A 21,407-nucleotide genomic window follows, 5' to 3' on the forward strand; every position below is an offset into this window, starting at 1 on the left:
AACTTCTTAGTGTAAAGAATATCTGTGTACCGTTACTGAAGAAATGCATGCTTTAGCAGAAAAAATAGTACTTATCTCTGTTAATCTCATTAGCGCTAACTAGCTTAAAAAACTAGAGCTATGATTTGAGCGGAGGTTTAATATGCGGTAAAATGTTAGTTAGGAAATTGATAATAGTAAGTACGCCAAAAAATGCAATATTCCCTTATTATAGGCCATATAATGCTAAACAATACAGGAAAATAGACCACGTATAGGCGGCCTGCTCTTAAGCAGAGTAACATAAAGCCTGTATTTTGTGCCAAAATATTTTATGAGAAAGATAAGTCTGCTACCTATATTTCGGCATTAAACTTAATCTGAACGCGAATATTAATTTAGTGGAATTAAATCCAGTAGTGATCGTTGCTGAACGAAGTATGCGCAGCTTGCCATCTAGTAATTCACGCGTTTACTTCCGGTCGATGCATAGGATTTAAATAATTACGCGAACTACGGTACTATCAGCGAGATACAGGTAACTAATGCAATCAGACCAAATTTAGTCTAACGCTTGATCCTGTTACCTTTTATAAAAGATTCTGCGCCTGTCTTGGGGTTACCTAATATATTAATAGTTATCTTATTCAGATACTTTCTTCATTTTTGGCAAAACATATACGATTATACGATTTACCATAGTACGCGACTCGCAAATTATTACCTTATTAAAGGTATATGAGGGAATAATATTAATGTAGTCTTTCTGGACTTACGCTATCTATTAGATAAAATTTTCTAATTGATTGAGGGAAGGTAATCAAAAGGATGTATAGCTTCAGCGCTCGTCACTGAGTTAACGCCCCCTTATTTTACGAGCGCCGACGCGGTAGTAATCCACAGCGCATCTCGCTGCATAGCCCTTAACAGCTTTCCATGGGGGGTGTTTACCATCTGAAGTTATAGAGTTATCTTTTATACTAAGAGTTACTAAAACAGCTAAAACACTTAGCTTATAACTTCGAATCTTCTGATATAGATTTTAAGCTCAGTGATTTACTACTATAGGCTATCTATACACGCTAATTATTTATTGCCTAACTAGTTTTAAGCTGCCGTATACGTTCTTTGTATATCTGATTAAATTTGTTGCTGCTATTAATTTAGAGAATATTCTAAATATACAGAGAATATATATGTTCCCCGAACTGCGTGAGTATACGTGACGATAGCTATACACTACTATTAGATAGTATATTAATTAGTATCATTATTAATAGAAACATCATTCTGGCTTAACTACAGTTAAAACCAAATCTTAATATTAAATATGTTCTAAGTTTTTTAATTCTAATAATATTCTACATAAATATTTTTATAAATAGCGTTATACTACTACAGTAGTAGGAGTAGCACTTAAATTATTAAGCAATTTACACAGCTAAATCTAAAATTTTTTACTATCTTGAATTTAAAAAGACGATATAGTAAGCACGTAATTCGCTTTAAGAAATTTATATTGCCAATAAATCTAGTGAGATTGCTTCAAAGCAAAGACTAGCTTAAATAGTAGATAAAATATACGGCTATTTTCAGCATAAAAATATTAGGGTGTTGCGCTCCTGTAAGGCATTTTTGTAGCTTTATTTCAGATAAAATATAGTATATTTATATCTCTAATACTCAGCTATTAATGTAATTAGTGGTTTTGCTAATCGTAATTAGTAATACTAATTACACCTCATCTCTCAAGTGCTATGCATAATGTCGCTATCTTAATATTGCTAAGACAAACAAAAAAATAATTTTGGGTTGTTATACTTAGTCGGCAACTAGATTTTTCTTAGTCATTAGAATAAAGATCTAGACGATATCAATTCAATTTTAGCGAAGCCACTGTGTCTAGGCGCTGAGAGGATAGTAATAACGCAATGACGTTTGTATACCATTAAATTTATGGTGCCGGAGAGAAGACTTGAACTTCCGACCTTCGCATTACGAATGCGCTGCTCTACCAACTGAGCTACACCGGCAATATAGACGGCATTATAAGAATGGATTTGAAGAGTGACAACACCTTATATTGGTTGAGGCAACTTTATAAGCCGCTTTTTTCTGCGTACTATCTGCTTTAGGGGCTAAATTATATAGTGTACTTAGTCCTCAAGATGGTATCGTGTTACACGATCAACTTCATTCTTAGAGCCAAGGAATACAGCGACACGCTCGTGGAGACTTTTAGGGTGGATATCTAAAATCCGCTTCTTACCATTAGTTGCAGCGCCACCTGCTTGTTCGATGATAAAAGCCATCGGATTTGCTTCATACATAAGACGAAGCTTTCCGTGTTTGTTCGGGGTACGATTATCGGCTGGATATATAAAAATACCACCACGATGAAGAATACGATGTACATCCGAGACCATTGATGCGATCCAGCGCATATTAAAGTCTTTTTTTCGGATAGAATCTATGCCATCCACTAGTTCGTTAATATAACGCTGTACTGGTGCGTGCCAGTGTCGCTGGTTTGACGCATTAATCGCGTACTCGCATGTGTCGCACGGGATACGCATATCGCGATGCGTTAGTATCCATGAGCCGATCTCTTGATCGAGAGTGAAACAGTGGACCCCGTAGCCTGTAGTTAAAACGAGCGACGTTTGTGGCCCGTATATAGTATAGCCAGCGGCCACTTGATAAGAGCCTCTTTGAAGAAAAGATTGTTCAGTTGGGGTATGGTCATCTAAGCAGCGCAGAACTGAAAATATTGTGCCGATTGACACGTTGACATCAATATTGGATGAGCCATCTAGCGGATCAAAGAGTAATAAATAATTCCCCCTAGGAAAGCAGTCAGGGATTAGATAAATGCCCTCCATTTCCTCTGATGCCATCGCAGAAAGACTACCGCCCCATGCATTAGCCTCAAGTAGAATATTATTAGATAAGATATCAAGTTTTTTCTGTATCTCGCCCTGGATATTCTCGCTATTAGCGCTGCCACATGCTTCACCCAACGCACCTTTTCTAACGTGATAGCTAATAAGCTTACAAGCGCGCGACGTAACCTCGATCAATAACCTAAGATCAGCTGTAGTATTATTATGTTTTTTCTGCTCTTCAATCAAGTGTTGGGTGAGAGTTATACTTGGGAATGTGGGTCGAGTTGCTTCCATAATGAATCCAAAAATACTGTTTAGTAGCGCGCTCACTGCTCCTCAGCACCATGCTAATATCTACAAGGGAGCTGAATGCTTGTGGGTAGTGTAGCGCGCTGGTAAGCCTACCCACTATAACAGACCGATTTGAGATCGGTTTTGTAGATCCAATCGTGCACATTATTGATATAAAATAAGTGACATGTGGCTCTGCCTGATAAACTAGGTTAGTGATTACCTTAGTTAATTTTAAGGGCGCTCGCTTAGCGTTACGCTTGCGCGCTATATTACATTACCATATTGAGATATATCACCCTACGTTAGATCAGAATATGATCTGAAAATTTTAGAAGAAGGTTAGACATCAGCTAATTACAATAAGAGGCTGTATTGATGCAATTACAAGGCATGCTACTACTATTTGTGTGGTACCTATCTTAGATTACAATCGTTGATATAGTTAAGGCGTTATATAACAGAGCTCTTTATAGGGTTAATAACTTAGTTCTCCTAATGATATAAGCATAGATTACTCCGTGCAACAGTAATAACTACAATACAAAATCGTTGATGACTATATTAGTGTTAATCTTTTATTGCTAAATGCGTTAGGTTTATAAATGAGCGGGTCACATAAGTGGAAATACTGGACCGATAGTGTTAAATAATGCTGGACTGCCTGGTCCAGAATACGAAGCTATAGCTAGTTGTCTCACAGATAAATAAATCTCTATTTTTATAGAGAAACTAAAAATGCATATAAAGACCGCAGTAAATCTTTTTAATTTTAAAGTTAGGCAAGCTCCGCATTATTAACCCAATATCTTTATCTAGTTACCCTTTAGCCTGTGTCACGGACCCTGCGAAGGAAGATTAATATTCGTATGCCATAAATTAGCTCGACCCTAAACTGAATCTATTATGTTAATATCTGTATTAGGACATATATAGGTAACCTAAAACATATTCTTTAGATCTACTAGTTTTATAAGGTTATAAGATGTTGGAATAAGATGAGTTTAATTATACATTCCTATATCTTAATTTACTTAATCTAGGAGACTAGCAATAAAGTACTCTAGAAATCTGTAGATGTCAGCTGCTGTACTGTGCATTCTATTTATGCCGTGACAAGAGATAACCGTAACTGGTATAAGTTATTTTAAGCGTGTATAAATTGTATTATGCTCAGTACAATCTAGATTGTACTGAGCATAATACATAGCTAAAACTGGGCGATACCGACTAGCTTGATATGTAACATTTTAACAAAGAATTTTGTAGATTACATTATTGATATGCATTCGGAATGTGTAAGCACACCTAGTTAGGCTAGTGAAGAGTTTTATTCCTTAAAGTGAATAACTATTTATTAGACTGACCTAATAATAGAAACACAGCTACATAATATTAACAGTATACTATACTGCTGACCGCAGACTAACTATAATATAGATTATTAGCACGAATCTATACTATGTGTGTATTATAATATGTAGGGTGAGTACTGCTAGTAGGTTTTATAACATTAGAGTTTCTGTCAATTAATGGAGCATATGTATCCCTTCGTTAATTAACTTTCTGGAGAAACTGATATTCCATGGAATTTTAACATCTGATCATAATAAACAGAAAAAAGTGAGTAGATTATGCGGTAGAAAGGCTAGGTTTTTATCTTTATTGTAGCACTAAGCTAAAAAATAAATGTTAGTCTTACTAACATTAGCCAATGAATCTAGTCTATAAAATAGATACGTGGGGGTTTTTGATTGGAGGATTACAAAATATTGAGAAATTATTAATAGTTAGTAGTAACGAATAATATTAACCCCCCTGATTATAAGATATAAACAAACGTTAAATACGATCGCTTAAAGAGCTAAGAATTTTTTCTAGGTAGAGGGTCTAGATCTGCCTAGAAAATAATAAAAAAATGAATTATACAGTTAAGCAATCAAAAAATTATTTTAGATTTTCTAGCAGTTTCTTAGCATACGAGCGGGCGTTCTAAAGACATCATATGCTACTGTGGATGGAAAGCAAACTGGGCAGTCAACGTCCACAAGATTTGCTGACTATTTTATATGGGCTTACAGAGCATAAGCATAATCGGATAGATAATAATCCAGGTTAATACTGGTGGAGCCGGCGGGAATCGAACCCGCGTCCGCAAGCACTTTACAACTAGTTCTACATACTTAGTTCAGTCTTTTAATTTAACCGCATCGACGCGGATGAACACGCTTCGCTACAGTGAGTCACTAAATTTTCGGCTATAGCGCCGTGACTGCGCTATGGATTATCTGATGTAATGACCTCGCACGGTCTTGCAACCCTAGCCCATCAGCGAGCTAGCGCGAGGCTAACCGGTTTTAAGCGGCTAGTGCGTACGTTTCGTCGTTCGCGGTTACTTAAAGTCCCATTGATTTACGAGATAACGGGTCCTCGGTATGCCCTACATTGCTTTGTTACCCACGTCGAAACCAGGTCGGCCCCTGTCAATACATATCTATTATGTCATAAACTATAAACATAGTCGATCTATTATATTTTATGTATGGAGAAGCTCTATATCCTATAATAGTATTATTCTTACTTAAACTAAATAAGGTTTTTTAGTATTTTCATTATTTAAACTAAATGTTTATTCCTTATTATCAGGTGATGGACTAATAGTAATAGTTTACTCGATAGGAGTTCTGAGATGAAAACGATATCATAAGTAAGTTATTCCAAAAATACGGGTCATGGTAGTAGTGAGTTTTCTAAGTGCAATATAATAATGTCAAATTATTAATAAAGCGCCTGCAATACAGAATCAGGAACCCACAACTACGTTAGTAGTTTACTTGTCGCATAGACAGGAAAACCTATAATGAATATAGGTTTTCCTGGTTAACTTGAAGCACTGGTTGATCGGGTAATGGGTTATTTTCTAAATTCTTAAACAAATAATATAGACGCACAAGCAAGCTTTGCAAGCTCTGATAGCTTAGTAAAGCCTACATAATCATGTGTATATTCCGGTAGTATGTGCATCACGTATTCAGCATAGACTATTTCAAATAAATAGCCTTTTAAGCTGCTGTGTAGCGTTAAACAATACTCAGGCTATTTGGTTTACCAACTTCACGCATTCCTAAACGCTATCTGCTAGCCGAGGAACGTGCTTTCATGTTTCCATGCGGATAGTAACCACATCATATGATGTGCGCTCTGGATTGGAAGGCGCCTCTGAAGAAATTGCTTCATACTCGACATTTAGAATATTACTTTCTAATTTATACAGGTCTATAACACGGAGTATTTTCTTGTATCAATAAATTCTCTGAACCAAGACAGCGCCTAGCTGAGCTATTAACTTAGATAAGACGCCCCCATTACCACTAACTTCCGAGCACTCGCTTATTAAATACATGAGAGTGGAAGTTGATCTATAACAATCGAAGTAGATTTATATTGTGAAGCAGTTTAGCTTCAGACGGTGTATCTCACTACTGATCAGAAAAATAGCTAAATTCCTTTAGTTTATATAAGCCAACGTTAGGCATAGGTAGCAAGAATTATAGCGCGCTAATAAAGCATTAAAAAAACCATAAGAATTTGCTTCGACTAGTATTAGACGGTGATATACGGTGGCTACTTATTGCAGCGCTAAAACCCTTGCTTATCCGAGGATAGTTACCTTAGCTGCGAAAGAGTTAACTTATTTTGAGGCTGACTAGTTGTAGCAATGACTTCTACTTCTACACGGCGGTTCGGTGCTAGACAGACGATTAGGGGTTTACAATTTTTTTGTTGGCAGGTTATTACCAATGGATTGCTCTTACCCTTACCTTCTGCATAGATCAGGTCAGCTGGGATACCCTTACTAATCAGATACGTTTTTACGGCTTGTGCGCGGCGAAGAGATAGGCAATTGTTATACTTATCCGAACCAATCTTGTCAGAATAGCCTAACGCTACGACTCTTTTAAGATTTAAGCCTCGAATCTTCATGACTAACTTATCAAGTTTTTCTGCCTTAGCAGGGAGTGCGGCTTTATCGAAATTAAACAGTATGTCTGCCTGATATGTAACTTTTGGGCTCGTTATAATTGGCCCTGGTGCAGCTGGTAAAGGAACTGATGGCGCGTCGTCATATACTTGAGTTAGAAGCGCACCGTCGTCATACTTCGTATATGTGGTAGTGGGGGTCCAAAAAGCATCACGCCAGCAGAGCTCACCGGTGCCATTCATCCACATAAGTTCTCCGGTACTGTTTACCCAGTTGTCACTAAGAACTTGTCGAGAAGCTAGCAATGGATGCGCTGATGCGGATACAGCGATGACCGAGGTAGCTGCAATGAATGCGAGCTTTAAAATTTTATTCATATCTCTCCTCTCGAAATTGAGACTGTCATAGGCTCACTGCTAGCCTGTTAATAAAAAAACGCTAGAGATTATGTAGGATTTAGCATCGTGGCCTGATAACCTTACTATTACATTTTGCCACAATAGTGCCATTGCAATGATAAATTTCTACTCCTTTCTAGGTCTTCATCGGGTAATTATAGTTTGATCGCAACAGTTACAAAAAATACTATTAGGCTTAAAGGCCTAAGTCTGCAAATAGGAGCTCCTGACGCGGTCGGGGGAAATGGGCCATAGTGATGGGGCCTATTTCCCCCGACCGCGTGTAGAGTGCTATGCATGTGGCATGCTAATATCAAGCGATACGAGTCATCACTGCTGCTAGCATAGAGACACCGCTATACCCACAGCTCGCCCCCTAGACCGCTAGAGTTCGTCAAAGACGCTAATAAATGGATCAATTCGCTAAAGAGACCCTACCAATCTCTCTTGAAGAGGAAATGCGCCGCTCTTACCTCGACTACGCAATGAGCGTAATAGTTGGTCGTGCGCTACCCGATGCTCGAGATGGACTTAAGCCGGTGCATCGCCGCGTGCTCTATGCAATGCATGAGCTCAGCAATGACTGGAATCGAACATACAAAAAATCCGCGCGGATCGTCGGAGACGTAATTGGTAAGTACCATCCGCATGGAGATAGCGCAGTTTATGAAACAATCGTGCGAATGGCCCAGGATTTCTCGCTGCGCTATATGCTGGTAGACGGGCAGGGCAATTTTGGCTCGGTCGATGGTGATAATGCTGCAGCCATGCGATACACTGAGATTAGGCTCGCAAAAATTGGTCATGAGTTGCTAACTGATATCGATAAGAAAACCGTTGACTTTGAGTGGAACTACGACGGCAGCGAGACCCAGCCGCAGGTGCTACCGGCAAGAATCCCGAATCTGTTAATTAATGGCTCATCCGGTATCGCAGTCGGTATGGCAACGAATATCCCGCCACATAATTTGAATGAGGTTGTCGACGCGTGCCGGTACCTTCTCAACCATCCACAAGCGTCAATAAATGAGCTAATTGAGCTTCTTCCAGCGCCAGATTTTCCGACGGGGGGAATTATATACGGCGTGCAAGGTGTGCGAGATGGCTATCGTACTGGCCGAGGCCGCATTGTGATTCGTGCTAAGAGTCATTTCGAGGAGATCGACCGCGGCCAGCGTATGGCGATTATCGTTGACGAATTGCCATACCAAATAAACAAACGCTCCCTGCTTGAACGCACCGCTGAACTAGTCAACGAGAAAAAGATTGATGGTATATCGGATATTCGTGACGAGTCTGATAAAAGTGGTATGCGCGTAGTGATTGAGCTTAAGCGAGGCGAGGTTCCGGAGGTTATCCTAAATAATTTATACAAAAATACACAGTTACAGGATGCGTTTGGAATGAACATGGTTGCATTAGTTGACGGGCAGCCGAAGCTATTAAACTTACGCGAGCTGTTGGAGTGCTTCCTATCACACCGGCGTGAGGTTATTACACGCCGCACCTTTTACGAGTTACGGCGTGCGCGAGAGCGCGGCCACGTTCTAGAGGGCCTCGCAGTCGCGCTTTCAAATATTGATAAGTTTATTGCGCTTATCCAAGCAGCCCCGACACCACCAATCGCGAAGCAAGATTTAATGACATGTGGATGGGACTCTGGGCTAGTGCGCGACATGCTGTCACGAATCCCAAGCGAGCTCCCGGGTGGCCGAGATGCTCTCCGTCCTGATGGGTTGGCGCCTATTTTCGGCATGCAATCTAAAGGAGGGCTCTATAAGCTCTCGGACACGCAGGCACAAGAAACCTTACAAATTCGCCTTCATAGATTAACCAGCCTAGAGAAAGATAAGATTACTACTGAGTATTGTGCGGTAACAGAGCAGATTGCGGATCTTTTAAATATTCTAGCTAAGCCTGAGCGGATTAGAACAATTATTGCTGAAGAGCTAGTTGCAATCAAGGTGGAATTTGGAAACGCGAGGCGCTCGCAGATTGAGGTAAACGCTACTGAGCTTGGCACTGAGGATCTAATCATGACGCAGGATATGGTTGTTACGATGTCGCACGGCGGCTATATAAAATCACAACCACTGTCCGAGTACTATGCACAAAAGCGAGGTGGCCGTGGCAAACAAGCTATTGTAATAAAAGATGATGATTGGGCCGAAACGTTGTTCATCGCGAACACGCACGATTATATCTTATGCTTCTCGAATCTTGGGCGCGTGTACTGGATCAAGGTCTATGAGGTACCGCAGGGCTCGAGATACTCGAGAGGACGGCCTATCGTTAATATGTTTCCTCTTCGGGATGGCGAAAAGATCAACGTAGTTCTACCGGTACAAGAGTTTTCATCTGACAAGTTTGTATTCCTCGCTACGTCCCTTGGCACCGTAAAGAAGACACCGCTTAAAGAATTTTCTCGGCCCCTAAAAAAAGGTATCATCGCAGTTAGGCTTGATAATAAAGATTTTTTAATCGGTGCGCAGATTACAAATGGACAGCATGATGTGATGCTGTTCTCCGACGCCGGCAAGGCAGTGCGATTCGAGGAAAACGATGTGCGTCCGATGGGAAGGACAGCACGCGGTGTACGTGGCATGCAGCTTGAGGATACTCAGCAAGTAATTGCATTACTTGTGGCTGGAGGCAAATCACAATCGGTGCTAACCGCTACTGAGAACGGCTACGGTAAGCGCACACCGATTGCTGAGTATACGCGACATGGGCGCGGCACAAAAGGTATGATTGCGATTCAGACCTCGGAACGTAATGGTAGAGTAGTTGCCGCGACGCTGGTTGAGCCAGATAGCGAGATCATGCTAATTACGACTGCCGGCGTATTAATACGTACGCGAGTTACAGAAATTCGAGAGATGAGCCGAGCAACTCAAGGTGTTACACTTATTTCTCTTGATAAGGGCACGAAATTATCAGGCTTGCAGCAAATCGCTGAGACTGACGTAGAAAATAGCGTCGAGTCTAATAATGAAGCTAAGCCCGGCATAAATGCTAAGAAAACATACTTATGACTACTAGATAAATGCTTTCTACCCGAGAATTAAGTTAGTGTTAGGTTGATAAAACAACTTTTGATGAGAGTCAGGATGAAAAAACAATTTAAGCAGTGGATATTACTAGCCACTATCGTACCGACGCTAGCGATAGGACAGGCACTACCTGCCCAAGGCACTTCAGATTCTACACTTACTATGGTGCCAGTTGATTCGGCCAAGCAAGCTGCCATTAAAAATCTTCTTGATGCGATCGATTCCCCTAAACTAATTAGCGCTATTGCTAGTGTTGCTCAAATGCAAGCTAAGCAACTAGTTCCAGTAATTCTGTCTAACGCCTTAACTGAAAGTAAGTTGCTTAACGATAAACAAAAGCAAGCTGCTGTGCCTACACTACAAAAGTATGCTGTTCCCAAACTCTTAGAATCTGCTGGCGCAGTATTTACAAGTGATCAATTTCGCCAGGCCGCAATAAGAGCGCAGTATGCGGCATATGCAAAGTATTATTCAGTATCAGAGATAAAAGATTTAATAACGTTTTATAAAACCCCAAGCGGTCATAGGTTCATCCAGGTACAGGATCAAGTTAGTCGCGATATAGTCGATAGTTTAATACAGAGGTACATGCCTGAATCGATTAAAGTAACGCGTGATCAAGCCGACAAAGAATTAGCTTCGCTTAAGAGATAAAATAACGTTAACTGCACATGCAAAATCTAGTTATTTACGGTACTACGATAGTGATATCGCACTTATTAAGTGCGATGTAAAACATGCTTATTGCATTTCTCAATGCAATAAGTTTTATTATATTTACTTTAGAAAAGTAATTTAGATACAAGTATTAAAATTTTCAGGCTTGTAGAATATAAGCGTGCTGGATAACCTACTAACTAGATTTAGGGTCGGCACAGCTACGGTATCAGTAATTATGAAGAAACTACTAAACCTATAAGTCATCGTCAATTCTCAGATAGATGTTGTTTAATCTGTTATACATGTGTTTTATCTGATAGCCTATAATATAGGCTATCAGCCCAGCATAAAGGATAACTAAAACTGACCCTAGCGGGCGTATGTCATACATCGCGCTATTGTAACGAGCCCCCCCCCTCTCTCTTAGTAAACTCGCTGTTAGTATTTTGTCTAACTAGAGGTTGATTAGTGTTAGCGCTTCGTGTGCTAAAACTGCGTTGCAGTAACAGTAGATATTGTGAACTGAATTATTTGCTCGTTGTACTCAATAAGTATATAAAAACATAAATGGTAACGCGATGGGTTTTTATGCTATATATTGCTTAATATTTTTGTAGTTGTTTGTATTTCTTAGAATAATTTAATGGGCTCGAAACAAGCTGTAAAAATTTCTATATGCTGAGATCTTATACAGCTACTTCACTTAGTGAAATACGATTTTGGACGCCAGGATATAGTCATATCCGAGTAATTAACCCATGATGTACTGCTAGATCGCACCGACACTAAACTGACTATAATTCTTCCTGACGAGAATGCTACTCATAGTGTTATGTATTATTAGCGCGCCTAAAATTGCGTATATGATGCGCAATTAATCATAATATAATATAAACCTTAATAAAATTAAGGTCTGTCGAAGAATATTGCAGATCTAAATCCTACAGATGCGTAATTAGCGAGGAAAACCTTTCAGGCTCTTAAATCCTCTCAGATAGAGCATCTCTAATATAAAAGTTATTAACCCAATGGAATTACGATGATTAATATGCCTTAAACAATACCCTATTATGCAGAACATATTTTTGGAACAATTAGCGTTACAACCTCCCAAAAGATAGGAATTATCCCTAATTACGCAATTATTCCTGATTAAGCAAGTGATACTATATTTTTGTCGGAGCTATTGGATGGGTTTACGGACCCCATCAATATAGATGATAAGTTGTTGCTGTATAGCTTTATTAAAAATAGGCAGGCGCTTTTATCAACGATATCCAAACGATAATCTTTTTGTCTGTTTTAGCAGTACAAGTCAAGAAGAAAGAGTAAAACGTTTTCAGATTATTTCGATAGCTTTTCCTTAATTGCGCATTTAATTGAGTGCTATGCGGCTAGTAGCAGGCCGTTTAAAATATTTCACTCTTAAATAGAGTAATGAAGTTTAATCGTTTGTATTATAAATACGTTCCGGTTATTGCGATTGATGGACCAACAGCATCAGGCAAAGGAACGATTGCACAACTTGTAGCAGCGCAGCTCGGTTTTCATGTGCTAGATAGTGGTGCTTTATATAGGCTGGTTGGACTAGCCGTACAGCGCTACCAGGTAAATAAAAATGATGTCTCGGCGCTTGTGTCATTAATTCATAGTCTTCACTTCTCTTTTCAAGAAGGCTGCGTGCAATTGGATGGGGTAGATGTTTCCACTGGAATTCGGCATGAGACTGTTAGTAGGCTGGCTTCGGCAATTTCGGTGCATGCGCCAGTGCGCCGTGCGCTTTTAGCCAGACAACACGCATTCCGCAAGCCACCTGGCTTAGTCGCAGATGGGCGTGATATGGGTACAATAATTTTTACTGATGCAGTATTGAAAGTATTTTTGACAGCAAGTGCGGAGGACCGTGCACAAAGACGTTATAAGCAATTGATAGAGCAAGGGTTTCCTGCTAAAATTGAGACAATTCTGTGCGATCTGCTAGAGCGTGATTCTAGTGATATAAATCGAGCTAGCTCGCCCTTAAAGCCGGCACTAGACGCGCGCCTGCTCGATACATCGGTGTTATCAATTAGTGAGGTGGTTAATCGTATACTAGTTTGGTACCAAAAAAATGATCTGCACACTGATGTTACAAAAAATACTTTCTCTTGAAGAGCCTCTAGACATATTATTGCAGCCGATTCTGAGGGAATATAAGCGTTTTGCGTCTTTCGTATAGAGCAGCATTAGGCGCTAATGTTTTAGCAGCCTTCGGCGCCTAATGTGGTTATAGTGAAAATGGTACTATAAGTATTCCTCAGTTATGTGGAATGTGTCTTTAACCTTTAACTTCGCATGTAGCCACCGGCGCTTATAAAGCCGAGTCTGGCTGTGCGCCATTCGATTTTTATGTCTGACCTGCAAACTTCTAATCCGAATATCGAATCTTTTGCGACTCTCTTCGAAGAGTCGCTGACCCGCCAAGACATGCGTGCAGGTGAAGTAATCTCTGCTGAGGTTGTGCGTGTTGACCATAATTTCGTAGTTGTTAACGCTGGTTTAAAGTCTGAAGCCTACATTCCGATTGAAGAGTTTTTAAACGATCAGGGTGAAATTGAGGTACGAGAGGGCGACTTTGTATCAGTCGCGATTGATGCCCTCGAGAACGGCTATGGTGATACGATCTTGTCACGAGATAAAGCTAAACGCCTTGCTTCGTGGCTTGCTCTTGAAAAAGCCCTAGATAATAATGAACTTGTAACTGGTACAATCACTAGTAAAGTTAAAGGTGGTATGACTGTAATGGTCAATAGCATCCGTGCGTTTTTACCTGGATCCCTAGTTGATACCCGTCCAGTGAAAGATACAACGCCGTACGAAGGTAAAACGCTCGAGTTCCGCGTGATCAAATTAGATCGTAAACGCAATAACGTTGTTTTATCTCGCCGAGCTGTAATTGAAGCTACGCAAGGAGAAGAGCGTGCGAAGCTCCTCGAGACACTAATGGAAGGCGCAATCCTTAATGGTATTGTAAAAAATATTACTGATTATGGTGCATTCGTTGATCTTGGTGGTATCGACGGCTTACTACATATTACTGATATTGCATGGCGTCGTGTCCGCCACCCAAGCGAAGTGCTATCTGTAGGCCAAGAAGTCACCGCAAAGATCTTAAAGTTTGATCAAGAAAAGAATCGTGTTTCGCTTGGAATTAAGCAGCTTGGTGACGATCCATGGGAAGGTATTTCACGCCGTTATCCATCAGGCACACGGCTTTTTGGTAAGGTTACAAACATTACCGATTATGGTGCATTCGTCGAAGTTGAGTCAGGCATTGAAGGTCTTGTTCATGTATCTGAGATGGACTGGACTAATAAAAACGTAGCACCAAGCAAAGTAGTTCAGCTCGGCGACGAAGTTGAGATTATGGTACTCGAGATTGATGAGGCTCGCCGACGTATTAGCCTCGGTATGAAGCAATGTAAAGCAAATCCCTGGGATGACTTCAGCCGAAACTTTAAGAAGAGTGATAAAATTTCTGGCGCGATTAGATCAATTACAGATTTTGGTGTATTCGTTGGACTACCTGGAGGGATTGATGGTTTAGTACACTTATCAGATTTATCGTGGAGTGAATCTGGTGAAGAAGCTGTCCAAAAATACAAAAAAGGAGATGAAGTCGAGGCTATGGTGCTCGGAATTGATGTCGAGAAAGAGCGTATCTCGCTAGGTATTAAGCAGTTAGAAGGCGACCCATTCAGTAACTTCATAGCCCTAAATGATAAAGGCTCTCTTGTAAATGGTATAGTTAAAGCCGTCGACCCAAAGGGTGCTGTAATTCAGTTAAGTGCCGAAGTAGAGGGTTATCTACGGTCATCAGAAATAGCACAAGATCGTGTAGAGGATGCGCGTAATGTGCTTAGAGAGGGTGATAAAGTCAGTGCAATAATTATTAATATTGATCGTAAGTCACGTAGCATCCAGCTATCGATTAAGGTAAAAGATTCTGCAGAACAGCAGCAGGCAATGCGTAGCTTGCCAGCCGATAGCGGTGTGGTTGCTAGTGGCACGACTAATTTTGGTGCGTTACTCAAGGCAAAGCTAGACAGTCAGCAAAATTAGTAAAGCAGCATGACTAAATCCGAGTTAGTCGCTCAACTGGCGCTACGATTTCCGAAGCTTGTCTTAAAAGATGCAGATCTTGTGGTCAAGGCAATGCTCGATGCGATGTCTGAAGCACTTGCCACTAATCATCGTATTGAAATACGCGGCTTCGGTAGCTTTGCACTAAATTGTCGTCCGGCTAGAGTCGGACGCAATCCAAAGTCTGGTAAGCGGGTCCAGGTCCTAGAGAAATGGGTTCCTCACTTTAAACCAGGTAAAGAATTACGCGAACGGGTTAATAAAAAAGAGCCCCAACTAAGAAAGACTAGCGGTAACAATTCGTCAGATAGCCTATAAAGGCTACATCTATATAGTAACTAAAAGCGTCACTTATAGCGCTCTTTACTGGCATTAAACAGGGCCTATAGATCCAGTGGCTACATATATACTAGTCAAATATACATCGTCTTAATCGCATCAATATATAATCATAAACGCTTCCATTACAGTATAGATTCTCCTTGTCTGCGGCTTACTAGGGCTAATTTAAAGATTCAGTTCATTGATATGTATACGCAGCGATCTACTGTCTGGCTGCTGATATCGATATTATTATTAGACTTATTGTATAGCTCATCCTTTTTATTATATTTAAGTTTTTTGCTAGTACTAGTGTTAATTTAACACAAAATGCGTAACACTAAACCTCCTAGCCGGTTATATATGGTACATCTCTCATTAATCATTACTGGGTTTTTACCCTTGATTAGAAAGTATTAGTGCAGCCATTAATTTATAGCTTCGGCTAAAAGACTAAAGGCTTAAACCTAAGCTAAAGATGAATCAGCTAGCGCCGATAATAATATAGAAGCCGTAAATGCTACCGCTCATATAATCGACTCTAGCATGCGCATGCTTAACAAAGCACATTTATGGATCTTGCTTTTTGGTGGCTTCTTATCATTACAGTAGTTTTCATGCTAGGTTGGGCTGCAGCCCGATATAACCTAAGATATCTTAGATCTAAGAGCGAAAATTTGCTGAGTTCTTGCTTTAAGGGCTTAAATTTCTTGCTTAATAAAAAACCCGATCAAACAATTGATACATTTATCGAAGCAGTAAAACTACATCCAGAGATAACTGAGCTTCATTTTGCTCTGGGTAATTTATTTCGCCAGCGGGGCGCGATAGATTGTGCAATCCAAATGCATCAAAACTTACTCTTGCGCGCAGACTTACGGCCGAACGAGCGACATCATACGTTATATGAGCTCGGCCAAGACTTCTTAAAGGCTGGGCTACTTGATCGGGCTGAAGAGGCTTTTCAGAGATTGTATGGTAGCGAATACGCACTTAGTGCATTGCAGGCGCTATTAACTATTTTTGAGATTGAAAAAGAGTGGCATAAAGCGATCGTAGTAGCACAGCAGATCGAGGCAATGGGCATACTACCTCTTAGAAAAGAAATTTCACAATTCTACTGTGAGCTTACGCAGGAAGCATTGCAGTATAAAAAAATAGATAATGCACGTATAGCATTAAAGCAAGCGTTATGCTCTAACCCGAAAAATATTCGCGTAACGCTCTTAAGCGGAGATATCGAGATAGCTTGCAATAAACCGGTTCAGGCTATTAATTATTGGCGACAGATTGAACAGCAAAACCCCGCTTACCTATTATTAGTTGCTCACAAGCTGATGCAAGCGTATACAGCAATAGGCCAGTCACAGAAGGGTGTGGCGTTATTAGCTCACTATGTTGAAGCGTATTATTCTAGTGATCTGCTGGACGTTGCTTACCAGCATATTGCTGAGTTAAGTGGTATAGATTCTGCGCATGCGTTGATACGTGTAAAAATGCAGCAGTCTCCAAACTTGGTCGCTATGCAGCGATTACTCGAGGCGCAGATTATGATTGCTGAAGAACCTTATAAGAGCGAATTAGAACTAATGCGCACATTAATCCGGCGCCACGCTAAAAATATGCCACGATATATGTGTCAGAATTGCAGTTTCCAGGCTAAGTTATTTTATTGGCGGTGCCCAAGCTGCGGAGGTTGGGAAACTTATATACCACAGCGGATTGAGCCGATTAACTGAATGCATTGTGATGGCAAAATGATTCTGATCAGCTCTTGGCCCTTTAAAAAGGGGGGGGCGTAAATCCTATCCGACTTAACATGAAAACTACCATTATCGGCGCCGGCTATGTTGGCCTAGTTACTAGCGCATGCCTAGCGGAGTTAGGTAACGATGTGTTCTGCCTAGATACGGATCCACTCAAAATTAAGATTTTGAATGCTGGAGGTGTGACGCTCTATGAGCCAGGGCTAAAAGAGCTGATTAATCGTAACCGTGTAGAAGGGAGGTTGCGGTTCTCCACGCAGGTAGAGGCAAGCGTAGCTCATGGGGATATGCAATTCATTGCTGTAGGTACGCCAGCAGATGAAGATGGCTCAGCTGATCTGCAGCATGTACTCGCATCAGCACGCAATATTGGCCGGTATATGCAAGGCTTTAAAGTAATCGTAAATAAGTCTACAGTACCAGTAGGTACTGCTGAGCAGGTAAGCGCAGTAGTAACCCAGGAGTTATCAAGACGAGAGGTAAAGCATAGTTTCTCAGTAGTGTCAAATCCAGAGTTTTTAAAAGAAGGCGCGGCCGTAGATGACTTTATGTGTCCTGACCGGATCGTAATTGGTAGCGAAGACGATGAAGATGGCGAGTACGCTCTTGAACAGATAAGGCGACTATATAAACCGTTTAATCAGACTCATGAGCGAACGATATACATGGATACCCGCTCAGCGGAATTCACTAAATATGCGGCTAACGCAATGCTAGCCACACGAATCTCATTTATGAATGAGTTAGCAAACTTAGCGGATCAAATGGGAGTCGATATCGAGGCGGTACGCCGGGGGATCGGATCGGACCCCCGCATCGGCTGTGATTTTCTATATGCAGGGACAGGCTATGGTGGCTCATGCTTTCCGAAAGACGTTCAGGCTCTGATGCGTACAGCAGATAAGTATAGGCGCCCGCTTCAAATTTTAAGCGCAGTAGAGACTGTAAATAAAGCACAAAAAAGCATACTTATAAACAAGATTTTAGCTCGTTTAGGACAGGACTTAAATGGGCGCATAGTAGCAGTATGGGGCCTAGCATTCAAGCCAAATACAGATGATATGCGCGAGGCGCCAAGCCGAAAATTGATTGTAGCACTGCTCAGACGCGGGGCAATAGTGCGTGCTTACGATCCGGTGGCAATGCGGGAGGCGAAGCGAGTATTTGCGTTAGATTTACGTGATGAGCGACAAGTGCGGGCGCGATTATCGTTTGTTTCCACGCAGACTGAGGCGGTATACGGCGCTGATGCACTCGCAATTATGACTGAATGGAAAGCCTTTAAAAGTCCAGATTTCGGCGTGCTCAAGCGTGCTCTAAAGGCACCACTAGTGTTCGATGGACGTAACCTGTATGAGCCTAATGATATGGCTGAATTTGGCATCGAATACTATGCAATTGGTCGCGGTGTTGTACTTGATAATGCCTCATCTGGTAAAACGCATTGTGTCTAAAAAATCAATTAGGCGTTTATCGCCGTATACGGAGAGTAACACTAATACCGTCGGTAAAGAATTCGTGTTGAAACGGAGTCCAATTACGCAACCTCCACAGGTTGCCACTGCTCGAGTGCTAGTTATTGGCGATGTAATACTAGATCGTTATTGGTTTGGGGATGTAACTAGAATCTCGCCAGAGGCACCAGTGCCCGTTATTCACGTACAGAGTACTGATGATCGTCTAGGTGGCGCAGCTAACGTCGCATGCAACGTATCTGCACTTGGCGCCCGGGCAGGACTGTTATGCATAGTAGGGCACGATGAACCGGGCACTCGCATTGTTGAGCTTCTTGATAAAAGCAATGTATACGCTTATCTAGAACGCGATCCAGCGTTGCTAACGACAATTAAGCTTCGCATACTATCACGCCAGCAACAATTGCTCCGCATTGATTTCGAAAGGACGCCAGCACATGAAATATTGCTAGCTGGGTTATTAAAATTCGAGATTCTACTACCTAACTATGATGTCGTATTATTATCTGACTACGCAAAAGGCGGTCTCACGCACGTTCGACAGATGATCAAGACCGCACATGAGGCCGGAAAGCCTGTGCTAGTCGACCCAAAAGGAAATGACTGGAATCGCTATAGTGGCGCTACATTAATTACGCCAAATAAAAGAGAATTGATTGAGGTTGTGGGCCACTGGAAGTCTGAGTCGGACCTGCGCGCGCGCGTAGATGTATTGCGCTCTTCATTTCAATTCCGCGCATTATTATTAACTCGATCGGAGGAGGGCATGACGCTGTTTAGCGATGCTGGCGTATTACATGAGCCGGCTCTTGCTCGCGCAGTGTATGACGTGTCTGGTGCAGGCGATACGGTCATTGCTACACTAGCAACTATGATCGGCTCTGGTGTACCGCTTGCTGAGGCAGTGTTTTATGCGAACCGTGCTGCTGGCATCGTAGTCGGCAAGCTCGGTATCGCTACCGTAAGCTATAACGAACTATTCCAAGACTAGCTAACATTTATGTGATGTGCATCACATACCTAAACTCATTCTATAGATGAGTAATTTTATGACTATTATCGTTACCGGCGCCGCAGGTTTTATTGGGAGCAACATCGTCAAAGCGTTAAATAAGCGCGGGGAACGTCAGATTATTGCTGTTGATAATCTGGAATGCGCAGAAAAATTCCATAACCTTATCGATTGTGAGATTGATGACTACATCGATAAACATGAATTTATCGAGCGCTTGCGCCGTCATGATTTTGGAAAAGTGCGGGCAGTATTCCATGAAGGAGCCTGCTCTGACACGATGGAAACTGACGGACGTTATATGATGCATAATAATTTCACATATGCTCGCGCAGTGCTAGAAGCCAGCATCATGCTAGGCGCACAATTCTTGTACGCATCATCTGCTGCGATCTATGGTAGCTTAACAAGTTTTGTCGAAGAACTAGGTTCGGAAGGCCCACTAAATATTTATGGCTATTCGAAATTTCTGTTTGATCAGGTTGTACGGCGTATTATTCCCAATACAAAAAGCCAGATTGTAGGCTTGCGCTATTTTAATGTCTATGGTCCTCGAGAAAAGCATAAGCAGAGCATGGCGTCAGCGGCATTTCGAAACTTTCATGAGTTTCGCTCGCATCATTCCATTAGGCTATTCGGGGAATATAGAGACTATGCTGCTGGTGAGCAAACGAGGGATTTTGTATTTGTTGAGGATGTTATTAAGGTAAATCTATTTTTCTTTGATCATCCTGATAAGTCGGGAATTTTTAATCTTGGTACGGGCTATGCACAATCATTTAACGAAATGGCACTAACTGTAGTGAATACGGTACATGAACTTGATGGAAAGCCAGCATTGCCACTTTCTAAGCTAGTTCAAGACAGAATAATCGAGTATATTAAATTTCCAGGCTCCCTATACGGTAAATATCAGTGTTTTACACAGGCCAATCTCACTAAGCTACGCACAGCTGGCTATGAGGCTCCATTCTTGAATGTGCAAAAAGGCGTGGGGAGATACGTTCGTTGGCTAAATAGTCAACTATGAGCAACGTCGTGCGATTTTTTGTAGACTAAGATCGCGTATCGACGACAGCTAATTAATCATAAATTTATTAGGGTAAATTTATGATTATAAATACTGGAACCCCCCCACGCGTAGCAGTAGTATATACTTGACTGCTATGTTATCCTGCCTAGGATTATATATACCGTTCTTAATAAAATATTTTAGGCAGACATGGGCTCTATCGTTTTACTGTGTAAGTGATTCGCGCAGGTAGGTACCCAGGTTGATTATAAATATAATCAACTAAAACCTAACTTCTGATACGGTGTTGCTACTACTTTATAGTAGTACATGTCGATAATCTATTCATAGCCCACATTATGTATGGCATCATACAATACTCTCTTATTTAAATAAAATTAAAATATTTTTTATAAAAATAGGACCGCTGAAAGTTACCGCTTTAACTACT

General features: G+C 41.1%; 11 protein-coding genes, 1 tRNA gene and 1 other RNA gene. 9 read left to right on the forward strand and 4 right to left on the reverse strand.

From position 1 onward, the window contains the following. Positions 1–1,936: 1,936 nt before the first annotated feature. From KW136_RS00955 to KW136_RS00970, 4 genes are all read right to left on the reverse strand, one after another. Positions 1,937–2,012 (reverse strand) — tRNA-Thr (locus KW136_RS00955). A gap of 123 nt (positions 2,013–2,135) precedes the next feature. After that, positions 2,136–3,158 carry a class 1 fructose-bisphosphatase gene (locus KW136_RS00960; protein ID WP_216796532.1) on the reverse strand — a complete coding sequence of 341 codons (1,023 nt, stop codon included), beginning with the start codon at positions 3,156–3,158 and terminating at the stop codon, positions 2,136–2,138. Between the two features lie 2,119 nt (positions 3,159–5,277). Continuing rightward, positions 5,278–5,636: a transfer-messenger RNA gene (ssrA, locus tag KW136_RS00965) on the reverse strand. A 1,185-nt stretch (positions 5,637–6,821) separates the two neighbouring features. Then, a complete protein-coding gene (locus KW136_RS00970) occupies positions 6,822–7,514 on the reverse strand; it encodes an OmpA family protein (RefSeq protein ID WP_216796534.1) in 693 nt (230 codons plus the stop codon). A 431-nt stretch (positions 7,515–7,945) separates the two neighbouring features. On the opposite strand from KW136_RS00970, the gene gyrA reads away from it, so the two are divergent. The 9 genes from gyrA (at position 7,946) to rfaD (ending at position 20,974) form a co-directional block, all read left to right on the forward strand. Beyond that, positions 7,946–10,570, forward strand: a complete 2,625-nt coding sequence (gyrA, locus tag KW136_RS00975) for a DNA gyrase subunit A (protein WP_216796536.1) — start codon at positions 7,946–7,948, stop codon at positions 10,568–10,570. A 75-nt stretch (positions 10,571–10,645) separates the two neighbouring features. After that, entirely contained in the window at positions 10,646–11,242 is a 597-nt protein-coding gene (locus KW136_RS00980; protein WP_216796537.1) for a DUF2059 domain-containing protein, read from the forward strand. Positions 11,243–12,685: 1,443 nt separating this feature from the next. Further along, the gene (cmk, locus tag KW136_RS00985) at positions 12,686–13,399 is read left to right on the forward strand and encodes a (d)CMP kinase (protein ID WP_216796539.1); all 714 of its coding nucleotides are present in this window, start codon (positions 12,686–12,688) and stop codon (positions 13,397–13,399) included. 237 nt (positions 13,400–13,636) lie between these two features. Next, positions 13,637–15,349: a 30S ribosomal protein S1 gene (gene rpsA, locus KW136_RS00990; RefSeq protein WP_216796540.1), complete on the forward strand. Its 1,713-nt coding sequence runs from the start codon at positions 13,637–13,639 to the stop codon at positions 15,347–15,349. A 9-nt stretch (positions 15,350–15,358) separates the two neighbouring features. Next, positions 15,359–15,688, forward strand: coding sequence for an integration host factor subunit beta (locus tag KW136_RS00995; protein ID WP_216796542.1), 330 nt, complete (start codon positions 15,359–15,361; stop codon positions 15,686–15,688). Between the two features lie 575 nt (positions 15,689–16,263). After that, positions 16,264–17,430 carry a lipopolysaccharide assembly protein LapB gene (gene lapB, locus KW136_RS01000; protein ID WP_216796544.1) on the forward strand — a complete coding sequence of 389 codons (1,167 nt, stop codon included), beginning with the start codon at positions 16,264–16,266 and terminating at the stop codon, positions 17,428–17,430. A gap of 80 nt (positions 17,431–17,510) precedes the next feature. After that, positions 17,511–18,911 carry a UDP-glucose dehydrogenase family protein gene (locus KW136_RS01005; protein WP_216796546.1) on the forward strand — a complete coding sequence of 467 codons (1,401 nt, stop codon included), beginning with the start codon at positions 17,511–17,513 and terminating at the stop codon, positions 18,909–18,911. Then, positions 18,850–19,923, forward strand: a complete 1,074-nt coding sequence (gene rfaE1 / locus KW136_RS01010) for a D-glycero-beta-D-manno-heptose-7-phosphate kinase (RefSeq protein ID WP_246583192.1) — start codon at positions 18,850–18,852, stop codon at positions 19,921–19,923. Before KW136_RS01005 ends, rfaE1 begins: the two co-directional genes overlap by 62 nt. 58 nt (positions 19,924–19,981) lie before the next feature. Further along, positions 19,982–20,974, forward strand: coding sequence for an ADP-glyceromanno-heptose 6-epimerase (gene rfaD / locus KW136_RS01015; protein ID WP_216796548.1), 993 nt, complete (start codon positions 19,982–19,984; stop codon positions 20,972–20,974). Positions 20,975–21,407: the final 433 nt, after the last annotated feature.

The organism is Candidatus Vallotiella hemipterorum (assembly GCF_910593725.1).
In the GTDB taxonomy this organism is placed as follows: domain Bacteria; phylum Pseudomonadota; class Gammaproteobacteria; order Burkholderiales; family Burkholderiaceae; genus Mycetohabitans; species Mycetohabitans hemipterorum.